Source organism: Kribbella sp. NPDC056951 (assembly GCF_042674205.1).
Taxonomy (GTDB): Bacteria; Actinomycetota; Actinomycetes; order Propionibacteriales; family Kribbellaceae; genus Kribbella; species Kribbella yunnanensis.
The window spans coordinates 507,302-522,372 of the sequence record NZ_JBHUQZ010000005.1; the positions used below are offsets into that span (position 1 = coordinate 507,302).

Genomic DNA, 15,071 nt, shown 5'->3' on the forward strand with positions numbered 1-15,071 from the left:
TCCACCTGCAAACCTACGGTCGACGCCTCTCGCTGACCATCAGGATCCCGGCCAGTGCGCACAGAACAGCCAGTGCGCCGACCGCCAGGACCAGTCCGGCCTCCAGACCGCGTGGCACGTAGTTGCAGGACACCTTCCGCGCCTTGGGACCGACCGGTACGGCGATCAGCCCGGACAGAGACTCTGGTGCCTTGGCGGCCTTGCCGTCGACCGAGCACTGCCAGCCCGGTGTGTTCACGACGCCGAGGACCATGGTCCGGGCCTGTCCGGTTTTGAACCGCGCAACGACGTCATGACCGCCGACCTCGACCTCAGCCGGTTTGCTGCCCTGCAACGCGGCGACCGCTGCTTTCAGCCGCTCCGGGTCCAGACAGCCGATCGCACCGACCGGTAGTCGGGTCGGCCCGGACACCCGGATCCGAACATCGGCCACGCCGTTGGGGCGCGCCCTGCCCACCCACAGCACCGGAGCGCCGGTATAGGTACCCGGGCGCTTCGCCGAAGGCTTCAGCACCTGCCGCCAGCCGTCACCACTGATCATCACGTCGCCGACGAACTCCGGCCCGCGCAGATAGACACCGTCCCCCGGCTGGCAGGAGGCGGTCAGTCTGAGCTCCACAGGATCATCAGCACCCGGCAGCGGCCGCATACCGATGCCCCAGTCCCGCTGTGCAGCCGTAGCGCCCTTGGAGGCACGCACCTGCACCTTCGGGACGGTGTAGACGTCAGCGCCCAGGGCAGTCTCCTGTACGCCGAATGCCCCGGGATCCGTCGACTCCCACGGCTTCTCCGGCCGCAGCGTCACCAACGGACCCGCCTGCCGCTTGATCAGCGTGAACGTCCCTCGTGGCCCTTCCTGCACTCGCGCGCCGACAGCGAAGACTGAGTCGATCACCGGGTTCTTCGGATCGATTGGAGCCCGGCCGTAGGAGCTGTAGCCGAAGCCCAGGTCGACCAGTGCCTCCGACAACGACTGCTGGATCGTGCTGGTGTAGTACTCGGCGCCCTGGCCGCCGATCAGCATCGGGTCGTTCACAGTCGTGTACTGGCTCGCAGAGACGCGCTGCTGCGGCCAGTCCTCGGCAGACTGCACCAGTGCGCGAATCGACTCCTGTTTGGCGCCCCACGGCTGGTAGTCGCGCATGAACTTCGACCGAGCCTCGTCGATCGCCACCGACGACAACGTGGTCTCGACAAGCACGGCAGCGATCAGAAGCCCCGCCGCGATCCGTCGTACCCACAGATGTTTTCCCGGACGCCACCGCGTCAGCAGGAACGCCAGTAGGGCGACACCGGCAACCACCGGTACGACCTCGCGCGTGGTCGATGTGATCGTCGGCAGGTTGGACACCTGCGCGAACAGTGCACCAACCAGCACCAGCGGCACGGCCACAGCCAGGAGGTTCCGGACACCGGATGCGAGCGACATCCATCCCAGCACCACCAGCATCCCGGCCACTACGAACGCCTGCCGGTACGGACTCCCGTTCGGAGAGTCGAACCCGTGCCACACCCTGTGTGGGTACTGCAGTTGCAGACTCACCACAGTGAGCACCACACACGCAGTCCAGATGAACCGCTCCGACCCCGGCACGGCACGGTTGAACGGGAAGCTCAACGCGAGCAGGAGCATCAGTGTGCCGACAGCCAGCCCCGGTGACGTACCAACGCCCTCAGAACCCGGCAGCAAGCGCGAGAGGAACTCCATCCAGCCAAGTGGCGTGAACACCTCGTCCGGACTCGGTGTCGCCGTCTGCACCAGCCAGTACGTCGGCAACAGCAGCGGAGCGGCCAGTGCGATCCCCACGCCAACTCCCACCAGGCATCGGAACCCGCCCTCAACCCGACGGGTAAACAAACCACCGTCTGGATCGGACAGCACCCGTGCCAGCACAACCACTGCTGCGCCCAGAGTCGCCATGTAGACGGTGTAGAAGTGCGACATCCACAGCAGCGCAACGACGAACGGCGTCACCACCAGCGCTGTCAGCGACCGCTTGCTCCAGATCCACTCACACAGCAGACAGATCACCGGGAAAGCGATCAGACCGTTCAGCCACTCGGTCATGTACGCCGCATCGTCGATCGCCCAGCCACAGGTCGCGTAGGACACTCCGGCGAGCGCCGCGAGCCACAGCGGCCCGGCAGGTTTCAGCAAACGCAGGTACGCCGTCATGGCGGCCGCGGCGGCGCCGATCGCAGCAATGGCGATCACGTACATCGCCAGGTCGATGCGGTCCCGCGGGAACAGCAGCACCATCCACGACAGGCTGGTCCCGAGGTAGCCCATGAAGTCGCCGATGAACGGGACGCCGTACCCGCTGGACCAGTTCAGCAGGAAGTCACCGGGTGCCTGTCCGGTGAGCAGGTCGCGCAGATAGGCATGCATCGGGACGAACTGCTGGCCGAGGTCGTTGGTGTTCCGCGGCAGCGCACCGAACGGATACGTGCCGCGGATGATGCCCGACGCGACGAACGTCGCCGCGGCCGCCAGAGCAGCCGCCGGCACCGGGGCCCAGCGCCAGGCTCGCCACGTTCGCAAGGGCTCCCCCGTGATTCGTCGTACTCGTGGCTCGGGGCAGAGCGGCCAGTAGCAGGAGCGTAACAGAGGGTCAGGTTGTTCTGTGGGTACGAGGGTAGGGTGAAATTCGTGGATCAACTCGGAGCGGACGAGACGATCGAGCACTGGGATCGCCGGCACCGCAGACTCGGGGCGCTGCGCTCGGGCGGCGACGCCGGGTACGACGAGTTCAGCAACGAGATCTTCTACTCGGTCCGGCTCGGCCGGCTGCTCGACATCATCGGCGACCGGACCGAGTACGCGGCACCGCTGCGCATCCTGGACGCCGGTTGCGGCAAAGGCTGGTTCGCACATTCGATGGCACGCTTCGGCCATGCGGTCGACGGGATCGACGTCAGCGAGCACGCGATCGAGCTGTGCCGTGCGAACGCGACCGGCCACAGCAGCTTCCACCTGTCCCCGCTCGCGGACTGGCAGCCGCCGTACCTGTATGACGTGGTCTACAGCATCGATGTGCTCTTCCACATCATGGACGACGCGCTGTGGGAGGCCTCGGTGCTAAATCTGGCCGCACTGGTCCGACTGGGCGGACTGCTCCTGGTCGTGGACCATGAGTCCGATGTGGATCGCACCTGGTCGTTCTACCAGCGCACCCGCGCACTGCAGCGGTACCAGAGTCTGCTGGCGCCAGTGGGGCTGCGGGTGGACCGCTTCGTTCCTTACGGCTTCCGGGGCGCTCCGACCGGCTTCCTCGTCCTGCAAAGGGTGTTCTGAATGCAGCTCAACGAACTCGTCCGCTCCTGGTTGCCCGAAGGCGGGACAGTCGTCGACCGCACCGGTTCCGAGCACGCCTGGCCGCCGCTGATGGAGGTGGCCGATGTCCCGACCAAGGACGCTCTGATCGCCGTCACGGCGGATGGCGATCTGTCGGAGACCGCACCCGGTGATGTGGTGCTGCTGCTCCTGCCATGGGCGCCCCACGAGCTGCCAGTCGGCTCACTGATCCAGAAGCTCGTGACGGCCGGGCTGCAGGCTACGGAGGCGCATCCACTCGCAGACACCGCATGGGGCGCAGCCGTCATCTGCCGCCGCGTCGATGACGAGGTGGGCGAGCTGCATGCCTACCTCGACCGCTCGCGCACGTCGGGGCCGCTGACCGGCCGGACGCTGCTGCGGCTGGTCGACGAGCACATCGTCGAGGGGCTGGTCTGGCGGACGCAGGAGCAGCAGTTGGCCGCCGTGACAGCAGAACGCGACGCGCTCCGTGAGGAACGCGCCGCGCTGAAGAAGCTGCTGTCAGACGACCTGGGGTGACTCCTGCTCCGCCTCGGCCGGCACGACCGGGACGGGGAGCTCGCCAGGGGCAGCGTCGATCGTCTGCGGTGCGGGCAGCCGGAGGTAGGCCAGCCGGGCCGCCTCCTGCCGTCCGCGAGTGATCGCGTCCAGCACGTACCCGACGGCCAGTACCAGGATCGCGACGATGCCCATCGTCGAGGCCAGGATCGCGGTCGGGAACCGCGGCACCAGACCGGTGTCGACGTACTCGACGATGACGGGGACGCCGAGGATCAGCGACACCACGCCGAAGACCGCGGCCAGGATGCCGTGGAACAGCGTCGGCCGCTCCAGCCGCGTGACGCTGAGGATCCAGCGCAGGATGCGCATGCCGTCGCGGTAGGTGCGCAGCTTGCTCTCACCACCGGTCGGGCGCTCCTTGTAGCCGATCGCGAGCTCGGCCACCGGAACCCGCAGGTGCAGCGAGTGGATGGTCAGCTCGGTCTCGATCTCGAACTCCTGCGCCAGCGCGGGGAACGACTTCACGTAGCGCCGCGAGAAGACCCGGTAGCCGCTCAGCATGTCGGTGATCTGCCGGCCGAACAGCGCGCCGACGGTACCGGTGAGCACCCGGTTGCCCAGGGTGTGGCCCGGCCGGTACGCCTCCTCGTTCGTGTGCTTGCGGACACCGACGACATGGTCGTACGGCCCCTGCAGCAGCACGCGGACCAGATCGCCCGCCCGGGCGGCGTCGTACGTGTCGTCGCCGTCGATCAGCACGTAGACGTCGGCGTCGACGTCGGAGAACGCGCGGCGGACCACGTTGCCCTTGCCCTTGCGGGACTCGTGCCGCACGATCGCACCGGCGGCCCGGGCCAGCTCCGCGGTGTCATCCGTGGAGTTGTTGTCGTACACGTAGATGCTGGCCGTCGGCAGCGCGGCGCGCAGCTCGGTCACCACCTTGGTGACGGCGACGGCTTCGTTGTAGCACGGCACGATCACAGCGATGTCCACGCCGGCGAACTCCTGCAGGTCAGTCATGATTGGCTTTCTCTACTTGCTCGCGCCCGGCGTCAGCCAGGTCCCGAGAACTGCGCTGGACATGGTTCCGTCGTGCACTGCACGCACGTACTCCGGGCCGCGCGCGGCGACCGCGCGGGCCGCCTCACGGTCGGCCACGATCTGCTCGACGACCTCGCCGATGGTGGTCGGGTCGGCGTGCACGATCGGCAGGTCGCGGCCGGTCACCGAGCTGACGTGCTTGCGCACGTCCTCGTCGACGTTCACCACGACCACCCGGCCGGCGGCCATCGCCTCACACGCGGTCACGCTGTACGGGCCGAGCACGAACTGCTCCAGCACGATGTCGGCACCGGCCATCGCGGCCGGCATCTCCTCGCTCGGGATGTCGGTCAGCCGGCGGTACTCGATCAGGCCCGCGTCGTGCAGCGGCTGCATGGCCGCCTCGACGTACTCGGTGCCCTTGAAGCGCGGGTTGGTCGGTGCGTGCAGGACGATCGGACGCTCCCGCTCCAGCACCGGCTCGTCGTTGGCCCAGCGGTCCGGCTCGATGACGACCGGCAGCCACTTGGCGCCCGGTACGTCGACCAGCAGGTCCGGGGTGGACACGAAGGTCGGCCCGTCGAAGGTGTTGAACAGCGTGCCCTCGCGCTTGGCCTGTGCCTCCAGCCGGACGAAGAAGTCGTCCCGCTCGTGGAACGGCGACCACTGGTGCGTCTCGGCGTGCCGGCTCGGCAGGCGGACGTCGGAACCGTGGGCGACCAGGCCGACGTTCACACCGGCCTCCTTGAGCGTCTTCACGTCACCGACGGCGTTCCGCGCGAAGCGGGTGCCGAAGACCGGGCGACCGGCCTCGATCAGCACGTGGGTGTAGTTGCCCTTGGTCAGATACTCGACCTGGCGGTCCTGCCACACCCGGTCGTCCAGCAGCTCGCGCTCGACCTCGATATCGGCCGGGAACCGGTACGCACCACCGGCGTACTGCATGTTCTTGGCCTTGACGCCCTCGAGGTGGCGCTCGGCCGCCCGGGCCCAGGTGGTGCCCTGACCGGCGAAGTTGGCCGGGCCGACGAACAACCGGACCTCGGACTTCGGAACCTCCGGGGTCGGCGGCAGTGCGGCCTCGCGGCGCTTGCGGTCGACGTTCGCGGCCAGTGTCTTGCCACCTTCGGTCACGGCCCGCTTGCTCCGCCCGAGGATCTTGCGTGCCGGAGCCGGGAGCATCGCGAGCACCCGGCTAACAGTGGAACCCATGGTGTGAAGCTGACCTTCCTGCTGTGACTGAATGGACCGACCGGACATGAACGCAGCGGTGGTCACCCTGGAGGTTACCGGGTCTCCGGCCCAGTACTGGACCGGAATGCCGTGACGCAATGTCATGCCGCGGTCAAGATTTCCGGAACCGCGGGCACGCCTATTGTGCCGTGTCCTCGATCCGGGCCAGCCACGTGGCCAAGATCTCCTCCAGCCGAGCTGCCTCATCAGGCAGTAGGACGCCGACCAGACGCCTTTCGTTGTCCATGTGAGCAGCAAAAGCGCGGTCGATCAGCCGACGGCCCGCAGGGGTCAGCCGGACCACCCGTCCGCGCCCGTCGTCGTCACTGCGCCGCCGCACGACCAGACCGGCCGATTCGAGCCGGTCGACGCGTTTGGTGACCGCACCGGTCGTCACCATCGTGTGTACGGCGATCTCCCCCGGCGCCCGCTCGTACGGCGCTCCGGCGCGGCGCAGCGCGGCCAGTACGTCGAACTCGCCTTCGGTCAGCCCGAATCGCGAGTAGAGCAGCGTCAGCTCACCAGTCAGGTGCTGTCCGATCCGGTGCAACCGGCCGATCACGCCCTGCGGACTGGTGTCGACGTCCGGCCGTTCGAGCTGCCACTCCGCTTGAATCCGCGCCACATGGTCCACGGTTCGACTATATCTTCCCGGGAAGATAAAATGTCTTCCATGGAAAATACCTACCGGTGGGCCGCCGTGACCGCGATCGCACCGGTGGCCTGGGGCACGAACTACTTCGTCACCCACGAGTACCTGCCGGCCGGATACCCCTTGTACGGCGCTGTGTTCCGCGCACTGCCCGCCGGACTGCTCCTGCTCGCCCTGGCGCGTCGGCTGCCGCAGGGAGTGTGGTGGTGGCGCTCACTCCTGCTGGGCGTGTGCAACATGGGTGCGTTCTTCGCACTCATCTATCTGGCCGCACAACTGCTACCGGTCAGCGTGGCCGCCACCATCATGTCCGCAGCACCGATGACTATGGCGTTGTTCGCCTGGGCCCTGCTCTCCGAGCGCCCCGCAGCCGCCGTACTGATTGGTGCGGTGGCCGGCTTCGCTGGTGTCTGTCTGCTGCTGGGCGGCGGCGGTGCGATCAACTTGAGTGGAGTAGCAGCTTCGGTTGCCGCACTGACAATGTCGTCCTGCGGCTACGTCCTCGCCAAGAAGTGGGGCCGTGCCGACGGGCCACTGGCCACCACCTCCTGGCAGCTGATCGCCGGCGGACTGGTCCTCATCCCCTTCGCACTGCTCTTCGAAGGCCGACCGCCCACCCTCGACCTCCCCGCCATCGCAGGCTTCGCGTACGTCGGCCTGGTGGCGACCGCACTGGCCTTCACCGCCTGGTTCACCGGGCTACGCCATCTCGACGCAGCCACCGTCGGCCTGATCGGACTGCTCAACCCAGTGACCGGCGTACTGCTCGGACTGCTCTTCTCCGCCGAGTCCCTGACTGTGCGTCAGGTACTCGGCCTCGCCCTTGTCCTCGGCGGTATCAGCCTCAGCCAGGTTCGGATCAGGCCGAGAAGAGCAGCAGTAGGCCTCCCATCGTGTACGCGACCATGACCACCAGGAGTGGGATCTGCCCGGCCAGCGCGCGGCCACGCGGGAACAGTGCGACTGCTCGGTCGTGGGCCGAGATCACGCCGAGGAGGTGGCCGATCACAACAGCACCGACCTGGACGCAGGCGACCGCAGTGGTGTGATTGGTGATGCCTGCGTTCACACCGTTCAGGCCTGTGCCGAAGACGTTCCAGCCACGGCTGAGTGGATCGCTGAGCTGGTTGATCGTCCGCTGACCTTCCAGGACGAGCAGAGTGAAGTAGTGCGCGACCACGTAGCCCAGAACGATCGGCACCACCGAGTGCGCGAACAAACCCGGCAGTCTGGTCCGTGAGCTGTCCGACATCCGTCCTGCGAGCACAGTGGCCGCGGAGTAGGTGACGAGGACGAACACCACGAAGCCGACCAGTGCGAGCGTTCCGAGCAGAGTCTGCGAGTACCCCGAGTTCTGGGCCCAACCGATCCACCTGCTCGATCGCGAGAAGCCGTCGTACGCGGTAGAGCCGAGTAGTGCGGCCACTAGTCCGACCAGGCCCGGGCTGGGCGTCAGGCTGTCCAGGTTCTCCAGTGGACGGCGTAGGACGATCACACCGTCGCCGCGGCGTCCCCAGGGCGACAGCTTGGCCATCAGGGTCGCGTAGGCCTCGAACGGGTCCGCAGCGGCGAACCACCGGTCCCCGAACAACACAGCGCCGAACATGACATAGACGACGTACAGAGCCAGCCAGGCCTGCACCACCAGCAGCGTTGCGCGGTCCGGTGCGACCAACTCGAGCCAGGCGAACGCGAAGATGCCGACGGCGGCCGGCCAGAGCCCCACGCGCGGTGAGAGCTCCAGCAGACCGCGACGCGGGTCATGGCGGAGCACTCGGCAGGCCAGTAGGTGCAGTGTGCGGAGTGGGTTGAGAGTGCGCCACACCGGTCCGAGGAGCAGCGATACCGGCACCAGGCCGACCCAGACCAGGATGTAGACGAATCCGAAGATCGGGTTCGTCAGCCGGTCCACTCCGGCCAGCAAGGCCATCGCTGCGTACCCGAAGAGGGCGAGCCCGAACAGCCGGACCGCCCAGCGGAACCACGACGAATCGAGTGCGGTGCGCAGTCCCGCCGGGAGCGGCGTACCGCTGGCCGCACCGCGGTACTTCGGTGACCGCCAGGCGACGGCAAGGATCACGAACGACAACGCGATCGCGATCCCGGCGCCAGTCACCGCCAGCCCGAACGGAATCGGCAGGTCCTGGCGGCCACCGATCCCGTGCAGCGGCAACATCACGTCACCTGCAGTTTGAAGACGAGCTTGCCGCTCTCGTGGGTCTCGACCTCGAAGACGCCCTTGTCGTCGGCGGTGAACTCCACCGACACCGACTTGCCCGGCTTGAGGTCCAGCGTCTTGTCATAGCCGTGGACGTGGAGTGATTCGGGCACATCGCTGACGGCAGTGATGCGGACCTTCTGGCCGGTCTTGGCCTTCACCACGGCATCGGCGGTGGAGATCTTCCCGCCGGCGATCTTCACGTCGACGCTGACATCAGCAGCCGGTACGACGGGGGTCGGCGTACTGGACTGTGTCTTGGTCGGCGCGGTCGTCGGCGCAACGGTGGGCTGGGTGGTCGGCGGGGTGCTGGGGGTGCCCGCGGTTGGGGACTCGGCAGTACCGCAACCGGTCAGGACGAGGGCGAAGAGTGCAGCGGCGACTACGCCGCGAAGTGACAGCCGCATGACGGCTTCCTTCCGGACAGCACGCAGTGATGCGTGAACGAGTGAGATCAGCAGCGAAAGCAGCTGACCGTCACGTCCGCAGGATGCAGAGTCTCGTCAGGTCTGGAGCGTCTGGAACCACAGCTCGCAGCCACGGCAGGCGTCGGCCCGGTGACCGCGGCGGCACGTCACCGAACCGCTGCCGGGACAGCAGCAGCCCGAGCCCGAGGAGCAGCACAGAGCCGATCAGGAGGGCGCAGGGCACCAGCAGGTGCTGGTGATCGGAGGTGTCCACGGCCAGAGTGAGTGGCGCCACCATGGCTACCTGCTCGAGCCGCTCCACTGCATCATGCACTCCGAGCGGCACCGTGACGGCCGTCTGAGTGACCGCGGACGGCTGCGGCTGCTCACCGGGCCCGTGGAGCGCGAGCAGGCCGATCAGCGCACCCAGGATCACCAGGGAGCGCAGCAGTTGCGATCGCGTCACGTCCATCACAGGGCAGGGTAGCGGGACGGACGTTGGCGTCAGCTACGGCACGGTGCGACACTGGGCACAAGACGACGCTGTGAGCCGGGCAGGTGGGGACCTAGTGAGCTCGGTGGCACCATCCAGGGGGGACATCGTGGAGGCGGGACGCAGTCGGGCGGTCATGCCCACAGTGGTGGCAGTCGTGATCCTGGCACTGGGCGCTGCCGGGTGCTCGAATGCAGCTGGTTCGGAGTACGTCGGCGAGGACGTGCCGACCACTACAGCGCCGAAGCCGGCAACCAGCAGCAAGAAGCCCACGACGAAGCAGGCGGCCACCGACTGCTCGAAATCGACCCGTCGGCTTCCCGCGCTCACCGCAGCGGACGGGGTCCGGCTCGAGGCCGCAACCGACGCCTCCCGAACCACACTGCTACTCAAGAACACCGGCAACCTGGCAGTGATCGTCGTACCGGATGCGAAGTGGAACACGCGGGTGCTGCCTGCACCGTTCGCCAGTCCGACCGACAACGCATCCAAGACTGCACAGACCGCGGTCTCGAACAGCGGCATCCTGTCGCCACAGGTCAAGCTGCCGGGCAATGTCCCGTCCTCGCAGGCACTCATCGTGCCGCCAGGATGGGCGGTCTGCGGTCTGACCGACGACGCGAGCGAGGTGGCCGGCCTGCGCTACCTGCGGGACAAGACCGCCAGCGCGGAGTACTTCGTCCTGAAAGCCCTGGCCGACCAAGCGGTCGCTGTGAAGACACCTGCGCCCCAGACGCTGTACGCCGGGCTGTTGCGCTGCGGCAAAGCCACCAAACTGCTCCTCAAGGAGCGGGTGGACCTGCAGGACATCGAGTTCTACGCAGAGCTACTCAGAACCGGCAGTCCGTGCCAACTGGCCTTCGAGACGATGTTGCCGAGCCAAACGGCGGCCCAGCGAGCCATGGCGAAGGCCTTGAGCCGGCTGGAGCGAGTGCCGCATCTGCAGGAGAACACTCCACTCCTCGAGGCTCAGGCCTCGACCTGATCCCAGGGTGGTCTCCGGGGCCGATCAGGGTGATCTCCAACTGTCTGGAGACCCTCTGACCGTCAGACTGGTCTCAGACCAGTTCAGACTCGGAGGCAACAGAACATGATCGGCTTCATCGTCGCGGGACTCATCATCGGGGCGCTGGCGCGGCTCTTCACCCCGGGCAAGCAGCGGCTCGGCCTGCTCGCCACGCTGCTGCTCGGCCTGGCGGGTTCCGTCATCGGCGGCACGATCGCTAACATCCTCGGCACCGGTGGCATCTTCGAGCTGAACGTGCTCGGCTTCATCGCCGCCGTGATCGCCTCGGTGATGCTGGTCGGCACGGCCGAGCGGCTCGCCGCCAAGAAGTGACCTGCCAGAAGTGATCTGAAGCTTCAGCGATCCTCGCCCGCATAGGCCGGGCGAGGTTCGCGGCCGACCGGCTGGGTCGGCCGACCGAGGAGCGGGATCCGCTTGGCCAGCTGCCGGGTGACCGGCGTACCGGCTGTGACCGTGAGCTCCTCCCCCGCGTGCCGGAGGGTGATGCTGGCGTCCTCGCCGTCGCGCACCGAGTAGGTGACCGACCCCGAGTCAATGTCCACCGTCAACCTGACACCACGCCACCGGACCGAGAAGCACAGCCCGCTCAGCCCCTGCGGCAAAGCCGGATCGAACGCCAGCACACCGTCCCGGTCCCGCAGTCCGCCGAAGCCGGCGACCAGTGCGGTCCAGGCGCCGGCCAGGGACGCCATGTGCAGTCCGTCGCCCGTGTTGTTGTGCAGGTTGCGCATGTCGATCAGTGCGGCCTCGTAGGCGTAGTCGTAGGCCAGATCCAGATGACCGACCTCGGCCGCCATCACAGCCTGGACGCATGCCGACAGCGACGAGTCCCGCACCGTCAGGCGTTCGTAGTACTCGAAGTCGCGCGCCTTCTGCTCGGCAGTGAACGCGTCACCACACCAGTACGCCGCCAGAATCAGGTCGGCCTGCTTGACCACCTGCATCCGGTAGAGCTGGAAGTACGGCGCGTGCAGGAGCAGCGGGTACTTGTCCTTGTAGCCCTCGAAGTCCCAGTCGGCATAGCTGGTGAAGCCCTCGGACTGCGGGTGTACGCCGAGCTCCTCGTCGTACGGGATGTAGACCGCAGCAGCCGCGTCGCGCCAAGCTGCCTCTTCCTCACTGTCGACACCGAGTGTGCGAGCGACACCGGGGAACTGCATAGCCAGTTCAGCCGCGGCCCGGAGGTTCCGCGCGGCCATCAGGTTGGTGAAGACGTTGTCGTCGGCAACCGCGCTGTACTCGTCCGGACCGGTCACTCCGGGCAGATGCCATCGGCCATGGCGGTCGTGGTGTCCCAATGACGCCCAGAGCCGCGCAGTCTCGACCAGGAGCTCCAGCCCGACCTCTTCGACGAACTGATCGTCACCGGTGGCACGGTGATACCGCATCACCGCTTCCGCGATATCCGCGTTGATGTGGAAGGCCGCCGTACCAGCTGGCCAGTAGCCGGAGCACTCCTGACCACGGATGGTCCGCCACGGGAACGCCGAACCACGCAGACCCAGTACGTCGGCGCGGTCCTTCGCCAGGCTTAGCGTCGAGTGGCGCCAGCGCAGCGCGTCGGCTGCCGCATCCGGCATGGTGTAGGTCAGCACCGGCAACACGAAACCCTCGGTGTCCCAGAAGGTGTGGCCGTCGTACCCAGCACCGGTCAGGCCCTTGGACGGGATCGCTCGCCGCTCTGCGCGAGCACCTGCCTGCAGCACGTGGAAGAGCGCGAATCGCACCGCCTGCTGCAGTTCTGGGTGCCCTTTGACCTCGACGTCGGCACCGTCCCAGAAGTCGTCCAGGAACTCGGCCTGCTGCTTCACCAGTCCGTCCCAGCCCGAGAAGCGCGCACTGGACAGTCCGGCCGCCACCTGATCCCGGATCGCGGTCTCCGACCGCAAACTCGACCAGCCGTAGGACAGGTACTTCACCACACGCAGCTTCTCGCCGGGCTGGAGCTGACAGATCACCGTGGTCCGCGCCCAGTCCTCCCGAACGTCCTGGTCCATCGCGAACCGGGTCGGCGCCTCCACCTCGTGCACCATCGCCGCAGCCATCAACTGCCGGCTCTGCGTGGTTCGGTGAATCAGTACGACGCCGTTCTCACCACCGTCGTGGCTCACCGGCTTGAGCGGGTTGTCGAGCACCGCTGCGACCCGCGGGTCGTCGGAGAGCGTCGGCTGCGCCTCGTTGGCGACCAGCTCGGACTGGATCACGAAGCGGGCCGGCTGATCGACCGCCTCCACCGTGTACTCGATCGCTGCGACCGCACGCTGGGTCAGCGACACCATCCGCCGGCTACGCACCCGAATGCGCTTACCTGCTGGGGATGTCCAGTCCACATCCCGTTCCAACAGACCGGTCCGGAAGTCCAGCGACCGCTCGTGCCGACTCAAGAAGCCATAGCGGACATCGAACGGCGAGTCGTCGACCAGCAGCCGGATCAGCTTTCCGTTGGTGACATCCACGAGCGTCTGGCCGGACTCCGGGTAGCCGTAGCCGGCTTCGGCGTACGGAAGTGGTCGTTGCTCGTAGAACGAGTTCAGGTAGGTGCCAGGGATCGCATACGGCTCCCCCTCGTCGAGATTGCCGCGCAGACCGATGTGCCCGTTCGACAACGCGAACAGCGACTCCGACTGCGCAAGGTCGTCAAGGGCCAGCCGAGTCTCGCGCAAGCGCCATGGCTCGACAGGGTGGTGTCCGCGATCCATCATCGGTCTGCTCCGTCCAGCAGCTCGGCCAGATCCTGTACGACGACATCCGCGCCATGTGCGGCGAGTTCGGCGGCCTGCCCGACCCGGTCGACGCCAACCACCCGCCCAAAGCCCCCGGCATGTCCAGCGGCAACACCGGCCAGCGCATCCTCGAACACCGCCGCCTCGGTCGGGTCGACCCCGAACCGCCGGGCGGCCGCCAGGAATGTGTCCGGCGCCGGCTTCCCCTTCAGCCCGTCGGTGCGGATCGTGACGCCGTCCACGATCTCCTCGACGTACTGGGCGAGACCTGTCACGTCGAGAACCTCCCGCGTGTTCGCACTCGACGAGACCACCGCCCGCCGCAGTCCAGCCTGCTCAGCCGCCTGCAGGTACCGCCGCGACCCCTCGAACACGTGCACCCCGTCCGTGCGGATGCGCTGTTGCACCGCCTCGTTCTTGCGGTTCCCGAGCCCGTTCACCGTCTCGGCGTCCGGTGGATCATCCGGCGTCCCCTCGGGCAGTGTGATGCCCCGAGACGTCAGAAAGTCCCGGACACCGTCCATCCGCGGCTTGCCGTCGACATAGTCGTCGTACTCCGCCCGTGCGTCGAACGGCCGGAACGGCGCACCCTGGCGCTGCGCATAGTCGCGAAGGAACTGGTCGAACATCTCTTTCCAGGCGGCGGCGTGCACGGCCGCGGTATCGGTGAGCACCCCGTCCAGATCGAACAGACAGACCCGGATCCCCGTCGGCAGTCCCAGCATCAGCACCCTCTCGCGTCGTCGGGCCTTCCGCTCCAGACTAGTCAGACGACTCCCACAGACACGCCACCCCAGCCATGACAGGCCGATTACGTGCGCTCAGCAGATGCGGATGGACGAGTTGGTCTGGTAGGCGTCGATCGCTGCGCGGCACAGCGTCTCGGAGAGGGCCGCGCCCGCCGTACCGCCTCCTTCCATGAGTGGTAGCTCTAGCGGGAAGCCTGCGAGCGGCTCGTCGAGCACGGGGCCGTACAGGTCGGTCGCGAAGTCCAGGTTGTACCAGCTGTCCTGACCGACCAGCCGTTGCAGCCAGGCGGACTGGAACAGGAGCCGGGGCACGGAACCGAGCTGGAAGCCTTGGCCATCAGCCTTGAGCCGGACTGGCTCCGGCAGGTCGACCGGGACGAACAGGCTGTCCACGCCCGCCACCAGCAGGTGGTCGAACGTGGGGCGGAGCTCGTCCGGGAGCATCGCGTCGAGCTCGAGCAGTTCCATTAGCGGCTGCCGGTAGCCCATGTGCACAGAGCCTCCGATGCTGCGTGGCTCAGTGTGCGAGGGCAGCCCCTGCGACGCCAGGTACTCGTTCGCCACTGCGAACATCTCCAGGCTGTACTCGTACCAACTGCTGTCCTGTTCGGCGCCCGGCTCGTCGATCCCGTCCAGCGGCCCGACGTGCAGATCGAAACCCATGCGGTCAAGCTAACAAGTACGGCGCGCAGTGGCGCCGTACTTGGCAGC

Annotated in this window: 15 protein-coding genes; 5 read left to right on the top strand and 10 right to left on the bottom strand. The window is 67.3% G+C overall.

The window, feature by feature from the left end:
- Positions 1 to 13: 13 nt before the first annotated feature.
- Entirely contained in the window at positions 14 to 2,542 is a 2,529-nt protein-coding gene (locus ACFTSF_RS23000; RefSeq protein WP_380155726.1) for a YfhO family protein, read from the bottom strand.
- 108 nt (positions 2,543 to 2,650) lie between these two features.
- On the opposite strand from ACFTSF_RS23000, the gene ACFTSF_RS23005 reads away from it, so the two are divergent.
- Together ACFTSF_RS23005 and ACFTSF_RS23010 are read left to right on the top strand one after the other, a co-directional pair.
- Positions 2,651 to 3,295, top strand: a complete 645-nt coding sequence (locus tag ACFTSF_RS23005; RefSeq protein ID WP_380155727.1) for a class I SAM-dependent methyltransferase — start codon at positions 2,651 to 2,653, stop codon at positions 3,293 to 3,295.
- Positions 3,296 to 3,835, top strand: a complete 540-nt coding sequence (locus ACFTSF_RS23010; RefSeq protein WP_380155728.1) for a hypothetical protein — start codon at positions 3,296 to 3,298, stop codon at positions 3,833 to 3,835.
- Here ACFTSF_RS23010 and ACFTSF_RS23015 read toward each other — a convergent pair.
- From ACFTSF_RS23015 to ACFTSF_RS23025, 3 genes are all read right to left on the bottom strand, one after another.
- A complete protein-coding gene (locus ACFTSF_RS23015) occupies positions 3,818 to 4,837 on the bottom strand; it encodes a glycosyltransferase (RefSeq protein WP_344146657.1) in 1,020 nt (339 codons plus the stop codon). The two genes, ACFTSF_RS23010 and ACFTSF_RS23015, sit on opposite strands and share 18 nt — an antisense overlap.
- A gap of 12 nt (positions 4,838 to 4,849) precedes the next feature.
- A complete protein-coding gene (locus ACFTSF_RS23020) occupies positions 4,850 to 6,070 on the bottom strand; it encodes a hypothetical protein (protein WP_344146660.1) in 1,221 nt (406 codons plus the stop codon).
- Positions 6,071 to 6,230: 160 nt separating this feature from the next.
- Positions 6,231 to 6,725: a MarR family winged helix-turn-helix transcriptional regulator gene (locus ACFTSF_RS23025; RefSeq protein ID WP_380155729.1), complete on the bottom strand. Its 495-nt coding sequence runs from the start codon at positions 6,723 to 6,725 to the stop codon at positions 6,231 to 6,233.
- A 39-nt stretch (positions 6,726 to 6,764) separates the two neighbouring features.
- Between ACFTSF_RS23025 and ACFTSF_RS23030 the strand changes: the two genes are divergently transcribed.
- Positions 6,765 to 7,652, top strand: a complete 888-nt coding sequence (locus ACFTSF_RS23030) for a DMT family transporter (RefSeq protein WP_380155730.1) — start codon at positions 6,765 to 6,767, stop codon at positions 7,650 to 7,652.
- Here ACFTSF_RS23030 and ACFTSF_RS23035 read toward each other — a convergent pair.
- The 3 genes from ACFTSF_RS23035 to ACFTSF_RS23045 form a co-directional block, all read right to left on the bottom strand.
- A complete protein-coding gene (locus tag ACFTSF_RS23035; protein WP_380155731.1) occupies positions 7,603 to 8,919 on the bottom strand; it encodes a hypothetical protein in 1,317 nt (438 codons plus the stop codon). The two genes, ACFTSF_RS23030 and ACFTSF_RS23035, sit on opposite strands and share 50 nt — an antisense overlap.
- The gene (locus ACFTSF_RS23040; RefSeq protein WP_344146672.1) at positions 8,919 to 9,368 is read right to left on the bottom strand and encodes a hypothetical protein; all 450 of its coding nucleotides are present in this window, start codon (positions 9,366 to 9,368) and stop codon (positions 8,919 to 8,921) included. Before ACFTSF_RS23040 ends, ACFTSF_RS23035 begins: the two co-directional genes overlap by 1 nt.
- 70 nt (positions 9,369 to 9,438) lie before the next feature.
- The gene (locus tag ACFTSF_RS23045; protein ID WP_380155732.1) at positions 9,439 to 9,840 is read right to left on the bottom strand and encodes a hypothetical protein; all 402 of its coding nucleotides are present in this window, start codon (positions 9,838 to 9,840) and stop codon (positions 9,439 to 9,441) included.
- A 157-nt stretch (positions 9,841 to 9,997) separates the two neighbouring features.
- On the opposite strand from ACFTSF_RS23045, the gene ACFTSF_RS23050 reads away from it, so the two are divergent.
- Both ACFTSF_RS23050 and ACFTSF_RS23055 read left to right on the top strand, forming a co-directional pair.
- Positions 9,998 to 10,846 (top strand): hypothetical protein, encoded by an 849-nt coding sequence (locus tag ACFTSF_RS23050; RefSeq protein ID WP_380155733.1) that lies wholly within the window; start codon positions 9,998 to 10,000, stop codon positions 10,844 to 10,846.
- Between the two features lie 105 nt (positions 10,847 to 10,951).
- On the top strand, positions 10,952 to 11,200 hold the full coding sequence (locus tag ACFTSF_RS23055; protein ID WP_344146680.1) for a hypothetical protein: 249 nt from the start codon (positions 10,952 to 10,954) through the stop codon (positions 11,198 to 11,200).
- A gap of 23 nt (positions 11,201 to 11,223) precedes the next feature.
- Here ACFTSF_RS23055 and ACFTSF_RS23060 read toward each other — a convergent pair whose 3' ends face one another.
- The 3 genes from ACFTSF_RS23060 to ACFTSF_RS23070 form a co-directional block, all read right to left on the bottom strand.
- Positions 11,224 to 13,590: a glycoside hydrolase family 65 protein gene (locus tag ACFTSF_RS23060; protein WP_344146682.1), complete on the bottom strand. Its 2,367-nt coding sequence runs from the start codon at positions 13,588 to 13,590 to the stop codon at positions 11,224 to 11,226.
- Positions 13,587 to 14,336, bottom strand: coding sequence for a beta-phosphoglucomutase family hydrolase (locus tag ACFTSF_RS23065; RefSeq protein ID WP_380155734.1), 750 nt, complete (start codon positions 14,334 to 14,336; stop codon positions 13,587 to 13,589). The genes ACFTSF_RS23060 and ACFTSF_RS23065 overlap by 4 nt, the downstream gene beginning before the upstream one ends.
- A gap of 96 nt (positions 14,337 to 14,432) precedes the next feature.
- Positions 14,433 to 15,023, bottom strand: coding sequence for a hypothetical protein (locus tag ACFTSF_RS23070; protein WP_344146686.1), 591 nt, complete (start codon positions 15,021 to 15,023; stop codon positions 14,433 to 14,435).
- Positions 15,024 to 15,071: the final 48 nt, after the last annotated feature.

Bases quoted from the DNA above. Each gene is read 5' to 3' on its own strand.
- ACFTSF_RS23010 (WP_380155728.1), top strand. From the start codon at position 3,296: ATGCAGCTCAACGAACTCGTCCGCTCCTGGTTGCCCGAAGGCGGGACA.
- ACFTSF_RS23015 (WP_344146657.1), bottom strand. From the start codon at position 4,837: ATGACTGACCTGCAGGAGTTCGCCGGCGTGGACATCGCTGTGATCGTG.
- ACFTSF_RS23020 (WP_344146660.1), bottom strand. From the start codon at position 6,070: ATGGGTTCCACTGTTAGCCGGGTGCTCGCGATGCTCCCGGCTCCGGCA.
- ACFTSF_RS23030 (WP_380155730.1), top strand. From the start codon at position 6,765: ATGGAAAATACCTACCGGTGGGCCGCCGTGACCGCGATCGCACCGGTG.
- ACFTSF_RS23035 (WP_380155731.1), bottom strand. From the start codon at position 8,919: ATGTTGCCGCTGCACGGGATCGGTGGCCGCCAGGACCTGCCGATTCCG.
- ACFTSF_RS23040 (WP_344146672.1), bottom strand. From the start codon at position 9,368: ATGCGGCTGTCACTTCGCGGCGTAGTCGCCGCTGCACTCTTCGCCCTC.
- ACFTSF_RS23045 (WP_380155732.1), bottom strand. From the start codon at position 9,840: ATGGACGTGACGCGATCGCAACTGCTGCGCTCCCTGGTGATCCTGGGT.
- ACFTSF_RS23050 (WP_380155733.1), top strand. From the start codon at position 9,998: ATGCCCACAGTGGTGGCAGTCGTGATCCTGGCACTGGGCGCTGCCGGG.
- ACFTSF_RS23055 (WP_344146680.1), top strand. From the start codon at position 10,952: ATGATCGGCTTCATCGTCGCGGGACTCATCATCGGGGCGCTGGCGCGG.
- ACFTSF_RS23060 (WP_344146682.1), bottom strand. From the start codon at position 13,590: ATGATGGATCGCGGACACCACCCTGTCGAGCCATGGCGCTTGCGCGAG.
- ACFTSF_RS23065 (WP_380155734.1), bottom strand. From the start codon at position 14,336: ATGCTGGGACTGCCGACGGGGATCCGGGTCTGTCTGTTCGATCTGGAC.
- ACFTSF_RS23070 (WP_344146686.1), bottom strand. From the start codon at position 15,023: ATGGGTTTCGATCTGCACGTCGGGCCGCTGGACGGGATCGACGAGCCG.